Raw genomic sequence first — 15,118 nt, forward strand, 5'->3', positions numbered from 1 at the left:
AAAGCCTGACTGAACCGAGTTTCACTTTATATGCGACTAACTATCTGTTTTCTTTTTATCAGGTACAGCAACACTTCCGCTTCCATAATACGTAGGCACTTCCCCTTGAACGATACGCGTCGCAATCGGAACATTTTGTTTCACCTTTATCTCTTTCGTATGAAATGGAATAATCACTTGCAATGTTACTTCCATTTCCATAACAATTTGAATCGCTGTAGTATTAATCCCATGCGGCTCAATTTTTTGTTTAATATCTGTATTCACATGTCCAACTGGCGTGAAATGAATCGGAATATCTGGTCCTATATTACCAAGAAGTGCATTATCAGTTACACGCCCAAAAGGAACTGCCATAGTCGCGCCGTTTTTTTCAGCAATACCTAGCTCCTTCAACTTCCCTTGTTCTACTTGCTGTAAATATTTTTCTATGTACGTGGTCGTTGATGTTACAATTTCATTTACTTGCTTTGTATTTAAATTAATTGTGGATACTTTTCCGTTTTTATCATTCTGTACTTTCATTAATGAATCTACATCGAATCCTTCATTAATTCGATCCTTTACTGCCTTCGTCATAATTGCCGTCGCCATTTTATGTGTCTCTACTTCCCCATATTTAATTAAGGTCGGCTGAATATTATTATTCACAATCCACAACCCTTGCGTAAGTAATATAACAAAAAGAATAAACGACATAAGCAGTATATACCGAAAGGCAATAGGTCCCCTTCGAAACCGCGAGTTTTTCGAGCGAAATATACTCATAAAAAAACCTCCTTCTTATATCATTTCTATGCAAGAAGGAGGGACGATATATGCTTATCTCATTTTTAATAATGCTTCTTTTCCAATCGTACCTGCTGGAATGCCTAATGCTTCAGCTCCAGTCGTTACCGATTCTAGTGGCGCTTCAAGAAGTTGTTCAATCGTTCTTACACCAACCGCACGGCCAGCAATAATTCCGCGATCACCTAACTTCTCATTTAAAAGACCTACATCTAATGCACCACACATAATATATCCTTTATCGCTCATTACAGCTAGCAAATTCGTCTTTGGAAGTTTCACGCTAACTGCAATAAACGTATAATTATCAATTATAATTGGCTCCACATTAACCATAGTTCACACTCCTCTCTTTCTTATCTGTATGACAAGAGAAAAATGAGTGTTACAAGTTAACTAGCCTATAGTTTAACGGAAGATGTATAAGTTATTAACATATCTGTTAACACATCTCTAAGTAGTTCTGGCATATAATATTGTTTGTCAGAAAGTGTGGATAGCTCTGGGTATAAGTAGCCAAATGTAAACATATCAATCGTTCCTACTGTATATATACGATCTAATTCCAGCGATTCCCCGTTAATTAATACATCTTCGAGTAAAATTTTATTCCCGGGAATCGTATCTGGAATGACTTCTACACCAGCGTAAATCATTTTCCCCATCACTTTTCCCCGAAATCCGAATCCTTTCACCTCAAGATTCTCCATATTCGGCTTACGTGCTTTCAAAATAACTTCTCTTAATATCTTTCCTGGAACTTTCAAAGCACACGGATTAATTGGATGTGGACAAATTCTGTGAATATCTCCGCGCGTTACAACACCCTCTTCTAACCCTTCAAGAAGTACACCAGCGTTCACCATGCCAATCTCTGCATTGCACCATGTTTTCAGCGCACTTGCTAACATGTGAGAAAACGGCGTCTCATGAAACCAATCAACCGGTAATGACTCTTTTAAATGAACGACAGACTCTGCCATTATATGCTCACTTTCTTCCTGCAGTATTTCAATTGTGGATAACGGCTCGCTATAAGCACCTAAACGTTCCGTCTTAATCGCCCTACCGTCTTTTTTCAGCAATTTCTTCATCTCTATATCCACAGTAAGCTGTACGTGACCAACGTAACGCCCCCACTTTTCACAACAACAAAGTAAAGTATTATTCAGTAGAATACCACGCTCAAATAAATGATGCGTATGTGCTCCTAAAATAACATCTATATCATAATGCTCTGCCATATACTCATCCATACTTTTTCCAAGGTGAGAGAGGACAACCGTAATATGAGCCTCATCTTTCACTTCTTCTAAAATAGACTCTAAATGAATAATGGGATCTTCAATATGCCAATCGAGCATCTGATAAAACTCTGGATAAGCTACCGTTAATCCGATAAAAGCAATGGTAATCCCATCCGTCGTTGTATGCAATTTATAAGGCCTTGCCCATGACGGACGTACCCCTTCTTTTTCAAATAAATTTGCGACAAGTATTTCAAATCCAGCATCATCATAGAGCCGATTCAAATGCTCCTTCGCTAACGTAATTCCTTCATTATTTCCGATCGTTACATAATCATATAACGCCTCATTCAAAAGCTTCGTATTCCCAAGTCCATTCGTCGCTTCCGAAATACTATGAAAACGATCCACATGATCGCCGATATCAACCGTCAAAACAGTCTCTCCCGCTTCCTGTCTTCGCTTTTTCTCCCCTAGAACAAACCGAGAAATTTGCGGCCAATTTTCAAAATGACTATGTATATCGTTTGTATGATAAAGGTGGATGATTGTTTCTTTATTTGTATTCAGAGAAAAAACCTCCTCTCAGTTCCTTACTGCCATTTACGCTATGCGCACACAATAATCCTGTAAATACTTTTCGTCTTTTCTTGCTATTTTACATTGTACTCGCATTGTGAGAAAAAGCAAAAGATTGTCCTTTTTATATGAGAAACTTTTGCTAATGCAGGAAAGAATTCCAGATAGTGGAGGGAGGGGGGGGATTTGTCAAAAAGTTTAATAGAGAATTCAGTGGGTGGTTGTTCAAGTGGATTTGTCAGTATCTTTGTCTTAAACCTAGTCGTTCTCTGTTCTTATAAAATGTTTGGGGTATGTGAGGATTTTCTTTTGTCTTATCTTGTCGACAAATCGATATTCCTTGTCGAAACGTTGATATATTGAAATAATCGTTGATATATTCCCGTTTATGATCGATATATTTGAAAAATCGTTGATATATTCAGCTGAACACCCACCCGGGTATCCTCTCCCGAGCCAAGCCAAGACAAATCCGCAAAACAAAAAAGCACCCTGCACAGCAGGACGCTTTCTTCATACATATATTATCCAGTTCCAGCGGCTAGAATAAGCCGCTGCCACTTTTAAATATTGTCCAGCTTCGCCTCCTAGACCCTCATGTCTAAGAACCTTCCGCACGAGAAGATAAAAAGCATCTTCTGTGCGAAAGAACCTTAGCCAACGGGTCTGAACAGTCGGCTCCGCATTTCTATTTAACCAATAGAACCTTCCATCTCAAACTTGATTAGGCGGTTCATTTCAACTGCGTATTCCATTGGAAGTTCGCGAGTGAATGGTTCAATGAAGCCCATTACGATCATTTCTGTAGCTTCTTGCTCAGAAATACCACGGCTCATTAGATAGAATAATTGTTCTTCTGATACTTTAGATACTTTCGCTTCGTGCTCAAGTGAAACGTAATCGTTTTTGATTTCGTTGTAAGGAATTGTATCAGATGTAGATTGGTTATCCATGATTAACGTGTCACACTCGATGTTAGAGCGAGAGTTTTTCGCTTTTGGTCCGAAGTGTACGATACCACGGTAAGTTACTTTACCACCATGCTTCGCAATCGATTTAGAAACGATTGTTGAAGACGTGTTTGGTGCTAAGTGAATCATTTTCGCACCAGCATCTTGGTGTTGGCCTTTACCAGCAATCGCGATAGATAATGTTAAACCACGAGCGCCTTCGCCTTTTAAGATAACTGCTGGGTATTTCATCGTTAATTTAGATCCGATGTTACCGTCAATCCATTCCATCGTTGCGTTTTCTTCACAAACCGCACGTTTTGTAACTAGGTTGTATACGTTGTTCGCCCAGTTTTGGATTGTTGTATAACGGCAATAAGCATCTTTTTTAATGATGATTTCTACTACCGCACTGTGAAGTGAGTTAGTAGTGTAAACAGGTGCTGTACAACCTTCTACGTAGTGTACGTGTGCGCCTTCGTCTACAATGATAAGCGTACGTTCGAATTGTCCCATATTTTCAGAGTTAATACGGAAATACGCTTGAAGTGGTGTATCAACTTTAACACCTTTTGGAACGTAGATGAATGATCCACCAGACCAAACTGCAGAGTTTAATGCAGAGAATTTGTTGTCTGTTGGTGGGATTACTTTTCCGAAATGTTCACGGAAAATATCTTCGTTCTCTTTTAATGCGCTATCTGTATCTTTGAAGACGATTCCTAGAGCTTCTAGGTCTTCTTTCATGTTGTGGTATACAACTTCAGATTCGTACTGTGCAGATACACCAGCTAAATATTTTTGCTCAGCTTCTGGAATACCTAATTTATCAAATGTTGCTTTAATTTCATCAGGTACTTCATCCCAAGACTTCTCAGATTTCTCAGATGGTTTTACGTAGTACGTAATTTCATCGAAATCTAAGTCGTTTAAGTCGCCGCCCCATTGTGGCATTGGCATTTCGTAGAACTTATCCAGTGATTTTAAACGGAAGTCTAACATCCACTGTGGTTCTTCTTTCATACGTGAAATTTCTTCAACGATTTCTTTTGTTAAACCGCGTCCAGCACGGAAAATCGAAACGTCTTTGTCTTTGAAACCATATTTATAATCGCCGATATCTGGCAGTTGCTTCGCCATGTTGGTGTGTCCCTCCTTAGATAACCTCGTTTTTAGGAACCTTTAACATTACTTATCTTCGTTTAAGCCCTTTTCTAACGCTTTCCACGCTAATGTTGCACATTTAATACGTGCAGGGAACTTGCATACGCCTTGTAATGCTTCAATATCTCCTAAATCGATGCTGTCATCGTACTCTTTTCCTAGCATCATGTCAGAGAAAATTTTCGAAAGCTGAAGTGCTTCTTCAATTTTCTTACCTTTTACTGCTTGTGTCATCATTGAAGCTGAAGACATTGAGATTGAACATCCTTCGCCTTCAAACTTCGCCTCTTGCACAATACCTTCTTCTACTTTCATCGTAAGTTGAATACGATCGCCGCAAGTTGGATTGTTCAAGTTAACGGTAACACTATCTTCTAATACGCCATGGTTACGAGGATTTTTATAATGATCCATAATAACTTGACGATATAACGTATCTAAATTATTAAATGACATTTGTGAAATACTCCTTTGTCTTGATTAGCGAGTCAACAAATGTATCAATTTCTTCTTTTGTATTATATAAATAGAAGCTCGCACGTGCTGTTGAAGAAGCTTTTAGCCACTTCATAAGCGGTTGTGCACAGTGATGTCCTGCGCGAACTGCAATGCCTTCTACATCTAATACAGTCGCTACATCGTGAGGATGTACGTCTTCAATATTAAATGTAACAAGACCAGCGCGATGCTTTGGACCATAAATTGTAACGCCATCTACTTCTGATAGTCTTTCTAAAGCGTATTGCGCTAATTCATGCTCATGCTTTTCAATATTATCAAGACCGATTTCTTCTAGGAAATCAATTGCCGCACCAAGTCCGATTGCATTACCGATAATCGGTGTACCTGCTTCAAACTTCCACGGAAGCTCTTTCCAAGTAGATTCTTGTAAATCTACGAAATCAATCATTTCACCACCAAATTCAATTGGCTCCATATTGTTTAGCAATTCTTTTTTACCATATAATACGCCGATACCTGTAGGGCCACACATCTTATGAGCAGATAATGCGTAGAAATCACAGTTTAAATCTTGTACATCTACTTTCATGTGAGGTGTACTTTGTGCACCGTCAACGACCATAATTGCGCCATTTTCGTGTGCAATTGCTCCGATTTCTTTTACAGGGTTAATCGTTCCAAGTACGTTAGAAACATACATGATAGAAACGATTTTTGTATTCGGTGTAATTGTTTGACGAGCATCTTCTATTGAAATTGTCCCATCTGGTTGAAGCGGAAGATATTTTAAAGTTGCACCAGTTTTCTTCGCAACTTGTTGCCACGGAATGATATTACTATGGTGCTCCATGTAAGAAATAACGATTTCATCGCCCTCTTTTACATTTTCAAGACCATAGCTAGCCGCTACTGTATTTAATGCAGTTGTCGTTCCGCGCGTGAAAATAATCTCTTCCATTGATTTCGCATTGATAAACTTGCGAACTTTCTCACGTGCACCTTCATACGCGTCGGTAGCTTTCGTACCGAGCGTATGAACACCGCGATGCACGTTAGAATTATATTCTTTATAGTAACGTTCTAACGTTTCAATGACTTGAATTGGTTTTTGAGAAGTTGCTGCACTATCGAAATAAACAAGTTGTTTGCCGTTCACTTTTTGATCAAGAATTGGAAACTGTTTGCGTATTTCATGAATATTCATTAGCGAACTTTCCTTTCAATTACCTCAACAAGCTGTGCCTTTACTCCTTCAATTGGAAGCTCATTAACTACAGGTGCTAAGAATCCATGGATGACTAAACGTTCTGCTTCGCGTTTTGGAATACCACGGCTCATCAAGTAGTATAGTTGGACTGGATCTACGCGACCTACTGAAGCTGCGTGACCTGCCATTACATCATCTTCGTCGATTAAAAGAATTGGGTTTGCATCACCGCGAGCTTTTTCATCTAACATAAGAACGCGAGAAGATTGTTGTGCATTTGATTTAGATGCACCGTGTTCAATCTTACCAATTCCGTTAAAGATAGATGTTGCACTATCTTTTTGTACACCGTGTTTTAAAATCCAACCTTCAGAATGTTTACCGAAGTGAACAACTTTAGTTGTAAAGTTTTGTGTTTGGTTACCACGGCCAATTGTTACTGTTTTCGTATCAGCATATGAACCGTCGCCCATTAAGTTCGTAACGTTCTCTGAAATTGTGTTTCCGTCATTCATAAGGCCTAGAGCCCAATCAATACGGCCGTCGCGTCCTACAACGCCGCGGCGGTTAACGTAAGTTGTTACGTCTTTTGCTAATAGATCAACCGCACCGAATTTCACTTGTGCGCCTTGTTCCACGATTACTTCTGCTACGATATTTGCAATACCTTTAGCATTTTCATTTGCAACATAGTTTTCTACATAAGTTGCAGTACTGTTCGCATCAGCTACGAATAGTACGTGGTTATATACGTTAGCTTCTTCGCCGTCTACTAAGAATACAGCTTGAAGTGGAGTTTCAAGAACAACGTTTTTCGGAACATATACGAATGCACCACCGTTGATTAATGCAGCATGAAGTGCAGTTAGACGATGCTCGTCTACTTTCACGCCGTCTTTCATTAAGTACTTTTGTACTAGTTCAGCATGCTCAGTTGCTGCTGTTACGATGTCTGTAAAAATAACACCTTTTTCTTTTGCTTCGTCTGCTAAAGAAACGAATGCAGTTGTACCAGTGCGTTGTACTAATACGCTGTTATTTTCATCGATTAAGTTTTTCACTGCTTCTGGAAGTTCAGTTAAAGAACTTACAGGCTCTTGCTTAGCAGCGTCGCCTTTTCCGATAAAGTCCCATTTGTCAATTTTCGTTTTATCAGGCGTTGGCATTGGAAGTTCAGTTGCTTGTGCAAGAGCTTGTAAGCGGAACTCAGTCAACCAAGCAGCTTCGTTTACTTCGCTTGCGCGTTGACGGATTGTTTCTTGATCGAAAGGTAATGTACCGATTGTCATGTTTATGCTCCTCTCTTACGCTTCTTGCTCTGTTGTTTCGTCTTCAATACCTAATTCTTTTTTAATCCAGTCGTAACCTTCAGCTTCTAGACGTTGTGCAAGCTCAGGGCCACCAGATTTAACGATACGACCGTTCATCATAACGTGAACGAAGTCTGGAGTGATGTAGTTTAATAAACGTTGGTAATGCGTAATCATTAGGCAACCGAACTCTTCGCCGCGCATTTCGTTAATACCTTTAGATACCACTTTTAATGCATCGATATCAAGACCTGAGTCGATTTCATCTAAGATTGCGATTTTTGGCTCAATCATCATTAATTGAAGGATTTCATTACGTTTTTTCTCTCCACCAGAGAAACCTTCGTTTAAGTAACGTTGTGCCATTTCTGGATCCATTTCTAGGAATTCCATATTTTTATCTAATGTACGGATAAATTTCATAAGAGAAATTTCATCGCCTTCTTCACGACGTGCGTTAATTGCAGAACGTAAGAAGTCAGCGTTTGTTACTCCGCTAATTTCACTTGGATATTGCATTGCTAGGAATAGACCCGCTTGTGCGCGCTCGTCTACTTCCATTTCTAATACATCTTCACCGTCGATGATGATGCTACCTTCTGTTACTTCATACTTTGGGTGACCCATAATTGCAGAAGATAAAGTTGATTTACCTGTTCCGTTAGGTCCCATAATTGCGTGGATTTCTCCACCTTTTACTTCAAGGTTTACACCCTTTAAAATTTCTTTGCCATCAATTGATACGTGTAAGTCTTTAACCGTTAATGTAGAACCAGCCATCTCAATACCTCCATTAATCCTATATATACATTTTAAAAATTCCTAAAACGTTCATATTCTCATTTTATTCTCATTCTAATTTTATATCAAATAAAATGATATCGCAAACGACGAAAAAAAGTAACCGTTTTTTCACAAATGTATATAAGTATTTCCTTCACATCTTTCTATGATACACCTTTCTTCTTATTTATATAAAGAAAAAAGGACTGGTAATTTTCCAGCCCTTTCCTTATATTTATTCACTTACCGGAAGTACAGCACCTTTATATTCTTTATTAATAAAATCTTGAATTTCTTTTGAATGTAGCACTTCTACTAGCTCTTTAATTTCTTTTTTCTTCTCATCACCTTTACGAACTGCAATGATGTTTGCATACGGAGAGTCTGCTCCTTCAATCGCAATTGCATCCTTTGTTGGATTTAATTTTGCATCAATTGCATAGTTTGAATTAATAAATAAAGCATCACCTTCATTATTTTCATACAGCTTTGGTGACAATCCAGGCTCTACATCTGTTTTAAACTTTAAGTTTTTCGGATTTTCGACTATATCTTTTACTGTTGCCTTAACAACATCTACTCCGTCTTTTAATTTAATAACGCCGCCTTTTTGTAACAGTGCTAGCATACGGCCACGCTCCGCTACGTTATTACTCATAATCACTGTCCCGCCATCTGGTAAGTCTTTTAAGCTTTTATACTTCTTAGAATAAATACCCATCGGCTCTAAATGGATTTTTCCTGCGTTTACAATTTTATATCCCTTTTCTTGAATTTCTTTATCTAAGTAAGGAATGTGCTGGAAGTAGTTCGCATCAATTTCCTTATCCGCTAACGCTTTATTCGGCAGAACATAATCCTGGAACTTTTTAATCTCTAATTTAATACCCTTTTTCTCTAGTATCGGCTGTGCCTTTTCTAAAATAACAGCGTGCGGCACGTTAGAAGCTCCCACAACAAGCTTATTCTCTTCCTTCCCTCCGCAAGCAGCTAATGTAAATACAGATAATGCTGTAACAACTGACAATAGAATCTTTTTCATATGACGTCCCCTTCTCCCTATAGTTATGTAGTAAAAAAGGACCGGCATACACCAGCCCTTTTTCAGCAATTATTCTTTTACAGGAACAACTGCACCTTTATATTCTTTAGTAATAAAGTCTTCAATTTCTTTAGAATGTAATACTTCTACAAGCTCTTTAATCGCTTTTTTATCTTTATCACCTTTACGAACCACTAGTACGTTTGCGTATGGAGAATCATCGCCTTCAATTGCAATTGCATCTTTTTCTGGGTTTAATTTCGCATCAATTGCATAGTTCGAGTTAATTAAAACAGCGTCGCCTTCTTTATTGTTATACACTTGTGGCAACAAACCAGGCTCAATATCCGTTTTGAATTTTAAGTGTTTCGGATTATCTGCAATATCTTTTGGAGTTGCACTAACTGGATCTACTCCGTCTTTAATTTTTAAAATGCCTTCTTTTTGTAAAATTGCTAAACCACGTCCATGGTCAGTAACGGAATTACTCATAATAATTGTCGCCCCGTCTGGAAGTTCTTTTAAACTCTTATATTTTTGAGAATATACACCAATTGGTTCAATATGAATTTTCCCTGCTATTTCAAAATCATATTTTTTATCTTTAATTTCTTTTTCTAAATACGGAATATGCTGGAAATAGTTTGCATCTAATTCCTTATCCGCTAACGATTTATTTGGCAACACGTAATCTTGGAATTTTTTCACTTCTAATTCAATTCCTTTTTTCTCAAGTAACGGTTTTGCTTTTTCTAAAATTTCAGCATGCGGTACGTTAGAAGCACCAACAACAAGTTTCTTTTCATCTTTATCTTTCCCGCCACAAGCAGCTAACCCAAAAATTGAAGTTGAAATAAGTGCCGTAAGTAATAATTTTTTCATTTAAAATATCCTCCCGTTTTTATTATCGTTTATCTATTCGAGTCGTTAAACTATCACCAATCCACTGGATTAAAAATACAACTAGTAATACACAAATTGTCGCAACGATTGTTACATCGTTATTCCCTCTCTGGAATCCTTCTAAGTAAGCAAGTGTTCCAAGGCCACCAGCACCAACAACTCCCGCCATTGCTGTATAGCCTACTAAAGCAATTGTCGTAACCGTAATACCAGATACTAATGCTGGTAATGATTCTGGAATTAACACTTTCAAAATAATTGTGCTTGTTTTTGCTCCCATTGCTTTTGAAGCTTCAATTACACCTTTATCAATTTCGCGAAGTGCAATTTCAACCATTCTCGCGTAGAATGGTGCGGCTCCAATAATTAAAGCCGGCAGAGCTGCACTTGCTCCAAGAATTGTTCCAAGAAGAATCTTTGTAAATGGGATTAATAAAATAATTAAAATGATGAACGGTATAGAGCGGAATATATTTACGAATGCTCCAATCACCGTATTAATTGATTTGTTTTCCCATAAATTATCTTTTGCTGTCATGAAGAGTAACAATCCTAAAATTAGTCCTAAAACAAATGTCGCAAGAGCTGCGATTGCCGTCATATATAACGTTTCACCAGTTGCTTCTAACATTTGATTCCAATCAACATTTGCGAGTAACTTATCCATGTGCAATCACCTCCAGCTCTACTTGATCTTGATGAATTCCTTCTATTGCTTGCTGGATCGCTGTTTCCTCACCATTTAAATGAACAACTAAACTACCGTAAGAACCGTTATTCGTTTGTGCAATATTTCCTTGCAAAATGCTAACTTCTATATCACTGCGTTGCATTAATCGTTGAAGCACTGGTCTTTCTACAGCCTCACCGATAAACTGCAAACGAATTACTTTTCCATCTGGATATTTTTCAATTAAACTTTCAATTGTTTCATTTGTATCTTCAGAATCTGTTAACTGCTGTACAAATCGTTTCGTAATATCTTGCTTCGGATTACGGAATACATCAAGTACTGGACCTGTTTCTACAATCTTTCCTCTCTCCATTACCGCTACTCGGTTACATATCTTTCGAATCACGTGCATCTCATGTGTAATGAGTACAATTGTTAAACCAAGGCGCTTATTAATGTCTAATAGTAAATCCAAAATTTGATCTGTCGTTTCCGGATCAAGCGCTGACGTTGCTTCATCACATAAAAGCACTTGTGGATTGTTAGCTAATGCTCTTGCAATCCCAACGCGTTGCTTTTGTCCTCCACTCAGCTGAGATGGGTATGCGTCTCCTCTTCCTTCTAATCCAACAAGATGAATTAATTCATCAACACGTTTTCTTCTCTTCGCTTTATCAACACCTGCAATTTCAAGTGGAAACTCTATATTTTCACGTACAGTTCGCGACCAAAGTAAGTTGAAGTGTTGAAAAATCATTCCGATTTCTTGCCTTGCCTTACGAAGTTCACTTCCTGTAATTGCTGATATAACACGATTCGCAATTGTAATTTGGCCAGAAGTCGGTTTCTCTAACTGATTAAACAATCTGATTAAAGAACTTTTCCCAGCGCCGCTATATCCAATAACACCAAATATTTCACCTTTTTCTATTTTTAAATTGGCGTTATCTACAGCAGTGACATCACCGCTTTTTGCTTTATATATTTTCTTTACATTCTCTAATAGAATCATGGTGTATCACCCCTTTTTTGTTTGGATCGACTCCGCAATTTTTTATTTTTAATGCGTGTAGTCCACTGTTATCATTACTTTTATTATTTGAATGTCCTCCACATTCAAACAATAAAAAAACCTTTCTGCTTTAGAGAAGCAGAAAGGTTTATATGCGTATATAACAACATTATCCCTCTCTCTCATCTCTCAAAGCATTCGCTTTGCAGGAATTGGCACCATTTCAACATAAGTTGACGGTTGCCGGGCTTCACAGGGCACAGTCCCTCCACCTCTCTTGATAAGAGAAATCAGATTCAATTTTCGTCTGATTTGAAATTTATGAAATTGTCTATATTTTATGACTTGAATTGTATCAATATACACTCACCATGTCAACAGAAATTTTCGCAAAAAATGAAACTTCAGAATTTTAAGCACCTACTGACATCGGTTTACATATATGAAACATCGATTCCACTAATAACATCGTTCGGTACGTTCCTGAATATTGTACACGTCCATCGTTCATTAACATTTGCAATCGTACATTTCCATTCACCAATTGTTCTATATCCTTTTCATCTAAGCAAATGATTTGTTCCGTTCCTCTTTCCTCATGTACCAGCTCTATATAATCTCTTGAAATTTGTAACGAACAACTTTCATCTCCAAAGCGAAAATTAACAGTTTTTTCTTCTTGTCTTAAAAGCGGTTCTAAATGATATTGACCATTAGCGTAATTTACAAATGATTGAAGCAAAGAATATAATCTCACCCTAAATCACATCCTTCATATCACTTTCTATTACATACCATTCCCTCTCACTAAAGAGCAATCCTGTTATTTTCGCTCGACAAATACTGTATCCACCCTGCATCTCGACATATTTCCCAAGAAATATGTCGAGGCGGCAAAAATTTTGCCGCCTACTTTAATTCCGTATATAAATATTCAACCGAATGAAATGCGTATATCTTCTTCATCAGTGTCCCATTTTCAAAAACAAGTAAACAAGGTACACTTTCAATCCCATACTCTTTCGCTAAATACGGAGCATAATTTAAATCTAACATCCCAATTTTGAGGCCTTCAATTGTCATCTCAACAACTGTTAACATCTTTTTTGCTAATTGGCATGTTCCACACATTGGAGTATATACATATAATACTGTTTTTTCTTCGTTCTCTATTAGGGCTGTAGCTTCGGCTCCTGTCCAATCAATCACTTCTATCATTCCTTACCGTAAATATTCTGTATAAACGTCAATGTCGGCTCCCCATAATACATTTGCTAAGTGTGTAGATGGCGCAGTTGCCACTTCTCGGTACGAGCGATCAATATAGATATGCTCGGCTTGCGGAAATTCTTTTCGAAATTGTTTCCTTAACTTTTCTCCAGCATCATCAGCATCCACTAGCACATACACTTCCTTATCAAAAAACTGATCAACGAGCTCATCCATTTTCGACAAACCAATTGTACCATTTGTACAAACAATTTCCACCGGTTCACGAATAATAGATTCAATCTTTCTTCTATCTGATGTACCTTCTACAATAATGACTTTTTCTACATAAATCATATGTCATCACCCGATCACCATATACTATATAACCTTGAACTTAGTATATAGTATATTCGTTATTTTCATGTTGTTTCCTGTTTATTTTTGCAAAAGAAAAGCGGAAGCGGCTCGTTTAGAACAGGAGGGCACCCGAACTCCTGAACTAGAGGCGCCTTTTGCCTCAAGTGAAGGAGTGAAATGACCGACTGTTCTAGCCGCTGGAGCTAGACAACGAAAAGCGGAACCGACTGTTTAGCCCTGTTGGCTAAGGTTCTTTCGTACAGAAGACGCTTTTTGTCTTCTCGTACGGAAGGTTCTTAGACATGAAGGGCTAGGAGGTGGAGATGGACAATGAAAAGCGCAAGCGGCTCTTTCAGATTGTGAGGGGGATGGAGCTTCTGACGTAAAGGCGCTTTTGGCCTTACAGGAAGAAGCGAAGCCACCGAACAATCTAGCCGCTAGAGCTGGACAATGAAAAGCGCAAGCGGCTCGTTTAGATTGTGAAGACTTATGAAACCTTACCACAAAACAGTTTTTCTCATAATAGCTTATTTATTTACATATAACTTGAATTTCATTATTTCACACAAAATAAAAAAGGACAGCACAAAGGCTGTCCTTTAGTCGACTATAATTAGTCTTGATTTGTCATTTCTGCATATTTTTCTGCAGTTAATAACTTCTCAACTTGGCTTGCATCAGAAAGTTCAACTTTAACCATCCATGCACCCTCGTATGGAGATTCGTTAACAAGTTCTGGTTGGTCACTTAATTCTTCGTTTACTGCTACAACTTTACCGCTTACAGGTGCGTATAACTCAGAAACTGTTTTAACAGATTCTACGCTTCCGAATGGCTCGTCAGCTTCGATTGTTGCACCTACTTCAGGAAGTTCAACGAATACGATATCGCCTAGCTCACCTTGTGCAAAGTGAGTGATACCGATAACAACTTCATTACCTTCAGTTTTTACCCATTCGTGTTCTTCAGAGTAACGTAAATTATTTGGAATGCTCATGACTGTACCTCCAGTGAATGTATTAATTATGTAAAAATACCTTATTGGTACTTTTTCCACACACTTTCAAACTGCTCTTCGTTAAAACCAAGTGTTACATTCGTTCCATCTGTTACAATTGGACGTTTAATCAACATGCCATCAGATGCTAAAAGCTCATACATTTCGTCTTCGCTTGCATCTTTCAACTTATCTTTTAGACCAAGTTCACGGTAACGCATTCCACTTGTATTAAAGAATTTTTTTAATGGTAATTCACTTTTTTCATGTAAATTACGTAAATCTTCTTTTGATGGTGGATTTTCAACAATATGAATCATCTCATATGCTACATCGTTTGCCTCAAACCATTTCTTTGCCTTTTGACATGTGCCACACTTTGGATATGAATAAAATGTTACTGTCATAAATTCACCTACTTTTTTACTAAC

17 protein-coding genes and 1 riboswitch are annotated in these 15,118 nt (G+C 37.9%); all 17 genes read right to left on the minus strand.

From position 1 onward, the window contains the following. Positions 1–36: 36 nt before the first annotated feature. Positions 37–768 carry a sporulation protein YunB gene (yunB, locus tag BHV55_RS24865; protein WP_000021802.1) on the minus strand — a complete coding sequence of 244 codons (732 nt, stop codon included), beginning with the start codon at positions 766–768 and terminating at the stop codon, positions 37–39. A 54-nt stretch (positions 769–822) separates the two neighbouring features. Continuing rightward, complete coding sequence (locus BHV55_RS24870; protein ID WP_000248466.1) at positions 823–1,125, minus strand: YunC family protein; 303 nt, start codon at positions 1,123–1,125, stop codon at positions 823–825. Between the two features lie 65 nt (positions 1,126–1,190). Beyond that, the gene (locus BHV55_RS24875) at positions 1,191–2,606 is read right to left on the minus strand and encodes a bifunctional metallophosphatase/5'-nucleotidase (RefSeq protein ID WP_153580208.1); all 1,416 of its coding nucleotides are present in this window, start codon (positions 2,604–2,606) and stop codon (positions 1,191–1,193) included. A gap of 701 nt (positions 2,607–3,307) precedes the next feature. Continuing rightward, entirely contained in the window at positions 3,308–4,705 is a 1,398-nt protein-coding gene (gene sufB, locus BHV55_RS24880; protein ID WP_001118827.1) for a Fe-S cluster assembly protein SufB, read from the minus strand. 48 nt (positions 4,706–4,753) lie between these two features. Then, a complete protein-coding gene (gene sufU, locus BHV55_RS24885) occupies positions 4,754–5,185 on the minus strand; it encodes a Fe-S cluster assembly sulfur transfer protein SufU (RefSeq protein WP_000009523.1) in 432 nt (143 codons plus the stop codon). Continuing rightward, a complete protein-coding gene (sufS, locus tag BHV55_RS24890) occupies positions 5,175–6,395 on the minus strand; it encodes a cysteine desulfurase SufS (RefSeq protein WP_001020760.1) in 1,221 nt (406 codons plus the stop codon). Before sufS ends, sufU begins: the two co-directional genes overlap by 11 nt. Beyond that, a complete protein-coding gene (gene sufD, locus BHV55_RS24895; protein WP_000152167.1) occupies positions 6,395–7,687 on the minus strand; it encodes a Fe-S cluster assembly protein SufD in 1,293 nt (430 codons plus the stop codon). The genes sufS and sufD overlap by 1 nt, the downstream gene beginning before the upstream one ends. Positions 7,688–7,702: 15 nt before the next feature. Then, positions 7,703–8,488, minus strand: coding sequence for a Fe-S cluster assembly ATPase SufC (gene sufC, locus BHV55_RS24900; protein ID WP_000929160.1), 786 nt, complete (start codon positions 8,486–8,488; stop codon positions 7,703–7,705). A 238-nt stretch (positions 8,489–8,726) separates the two neighbouring features. Beyond that, a complete protein-coding gene (gene metQ, locus BHV55_RS24905) occupies positions 8,727–9,533 on the minus strand; it encodes a methionine ABC transporter substrate-binding lipoprotein MetQ (RefSeq protein ID WP_070757763.1) in 807 nt (268 codons plus the stop codon). A 69-nt stretch (positions 9,534–9,602) separates the two neighbouring features. Next, positions 9,603–10,415, minus strand: a complete 813-nt coding sequence (metQ, locus tag BHV55_RS24910; RefSeq protein WP_000735096.1) for a methionine ABC transporter substrate-binding lipoprotein MetQ — start codon at positions 10,413–10,415, stop codon at positions 9,603–9,605. A 22-nt stretch (positions 10,416–10,437) separates the two neighbouring features. Then, positions 10,438–11,103 carry a methionine ABC transporter permease gene (locus tag BHV55_RS24915; RefSeq protein ID WP_000359401.1) on the minus strand — a complete coding sequence of 222 codons (666 nt, stop codon included), beginning with the start codon at positions 11,101–11,103 and terminating at the stop codon, positions 10,438–10,440. Next, the gene (locus BHV55_RS24920) at positions 11,096–12,121 is read right to left on the minus strand and encodes a methionine ABC transporter ATP-binding protein (protein WP_000601780.1); all 1,026 of its coding nucleotides are present in this window, start codon (positions 12,119–12,121) and stop codon (positions 11,096–11,098) included. Before BHV55_RS24920 ends, BHV55_RS24915 begins: the two co-directional genes overlap by 8 nt. Before the next feature lie 179 nt (positions 12,122–12,300). Further along, positions 12,301–12,408, minus strand: a riboswitch (SAM riboswitch). 125 nt (positions 12,409–12,533) lie between these two features. Further along, positions 12,534–12,878, minus strand: a complete 345-nt coding sequence (locus BHV55_RS24925; protein WP_001242139.1) for a hypothetical protein — start codon at positions 12,876–12,878, stop codon at positions 12,534–12,536. A 152-nt stretch (positions 12,879–13,030) separates the two neighbouring features. Further along, positions 13,031–13,339, minus strand: coding sequence for a thioredoxin family protein (locus BHV55_RS24930; protein WP_002062684.1), 309 nt, complete (start codon positions 13,337–13,339; stop codon positions 13,031–13,033). Positions 13,340–13,342: 3 nt separating this feature from the next. Then, on the minus strand, positions 13,343–13,687 hold the full coding sequence (locus BHV55_RS24935) for a toprim domain-containing protein (protein ID WP_000640870.1): 345 nt from the start codon (positions 13,685–13,687) through the stop codon (positions 13,343–13,345). Between the two features lie 616 nt (positions 13,688–14,303). Beyond that, a complete protein-coding gene (gene gcvH / locus BHV55_RS24940; protein WP_000026896.1) occupies positions 14,304–14,687 on the minus strand; it encodes a glycine cleavage system protein GcvH in 384 nt (127 codons plus the stop codon). 41 nt (positions 14,688–14,728) lie between these two features. After that, the gene (locus BHV55_RS24945) at positions 14,729–15,094 is read right to left on the minus strand and encodes an arsenate reductase family protein (protein WP_000218968.1); all 366 of its coding nucleotides are present in this window, start codon (positions 15,092–15,094) and stop codon (positions 14,729–14,731) included. Between the last annotated feature and the right edge of the window lie 24 nt (positions 15,095–15,118).

This window comes from Bacillus sp. RZ2MS9, assembly GCF_001816185.2.
Classification (GTDB): domain Bacteria; phylum Bacillota; class Bacilli; order Bacillales; family Bacillaceae_G; genus Bacillus_A; species Bacillus_A cereus.

What these genes read in the sequence shown, in the direction of transcription:
- yunB (WP_000021802.1), bottom strand. Translation starts at nt 768, where the DNA reads ATGAGTATATTTCGCTCGAAAAACTCGCGGTTTCGAAGGGGACCTATT.
- BHV55_RS24870 (WP_000248466.1), bottom strand. Translation starts at nt 1,125, where the DNA reads ATGGTTAATGTGGAGCCAATTATAATTGATAATTATACGTTTATTGCA.
- sufB (WP_001118827.1), bottom strand. Translation starts at nt 4,705, where the DNA reads ATGGCGAAGCAACTGCCAGATATCGGCGATTATAAATATGGTTTCAAA.
- sufU (WP_000009523.1), bottom strand. Translation starts at nt 5,185, where the DNA reads ATGTCATTTAATAATTTAGATACGTTATATCGTCAAGTTATTATGGAT.
- sufS (WP_001020760.1), bottom strand. Translation starts at nt 6,395, where the DNA reads ATGAATATTCATGAAATACGCAAACAGTTTCCAATTCTTGATCAAAAA.
- sufD (WP_000152167.1), bottom strand. Translation starts at nt 7,687, where the DNA reads ATGACAATCGGTACATTACCTTTCGATCAAGAAACAATCCGTCAACGC.
- sufC (WP_000929160.1), bottom strand. Translation starts at nt 8,488, where the DNA reads ATGGCTGGTTCTACATTAACGGTTAAAGACTTACACGTATCAATTGAT.
- metQ (WP_070757763.1), bottom strand. Translation starts at nt 9,533, where the DNA reads ATGAAAAAGATTCTATTGTCAGTTGTTACAGCATTATCTGTATTTACA.
- metQ (WP_000735096.1), bottom strand. Translation starts at nt 10,415, where the DNA reads ATGAAAAAATTATTACTTACGGCACTTATTTCAACTTCAATTTTTGGG.
- BHV55_RS24915 (WP_000359401.1), bottom strand. Translation starts at nt 11,103, where the DNA reads ATGGATAAGTTACTCGCAAATGTTGATTGGAATCAAATGTTAGAAGCA.
- BHV55_RS24920 (WP_000601780.1), bottom strand. Translation starts at nt 12,121, where the DNA reads ATGATTCTATTAGAGAATGTAAAGAAAATATATAAAGCAAAAAGCGGT.
- BHV55_RS24930 (WP_002062684.1), bottom strand. Translation starts at nt 13,339, where the DNA reads ATGATAGAAGTGATTGATTGGACAGGAGCCGAAGCTACAGCCCTAATA.
- BHV55_RS24935 (WP_000640870.1), bottom strand. Translation starts at nt 13,687, where the DNA reads ATGATTTATGTAGAAAAAGTCATTATTGTAGAAGGTACATCAGATAGA.
- gcvH (WP_000026896.1), bottom strand. Translation starts at nt 14,687, where the DNA reads ATGAGCATTCCAAATAATTTACGTTACTCTGAAGAACACGAATGGGTA.
- BHV55_RS24945 (WP_000218968.1), bottom strand. Translation starts at nt 15,094, where the DNA reads ATGACAGTAACATTTTATTCATATCCAAAGTGTGGCACATGTCAAAAG.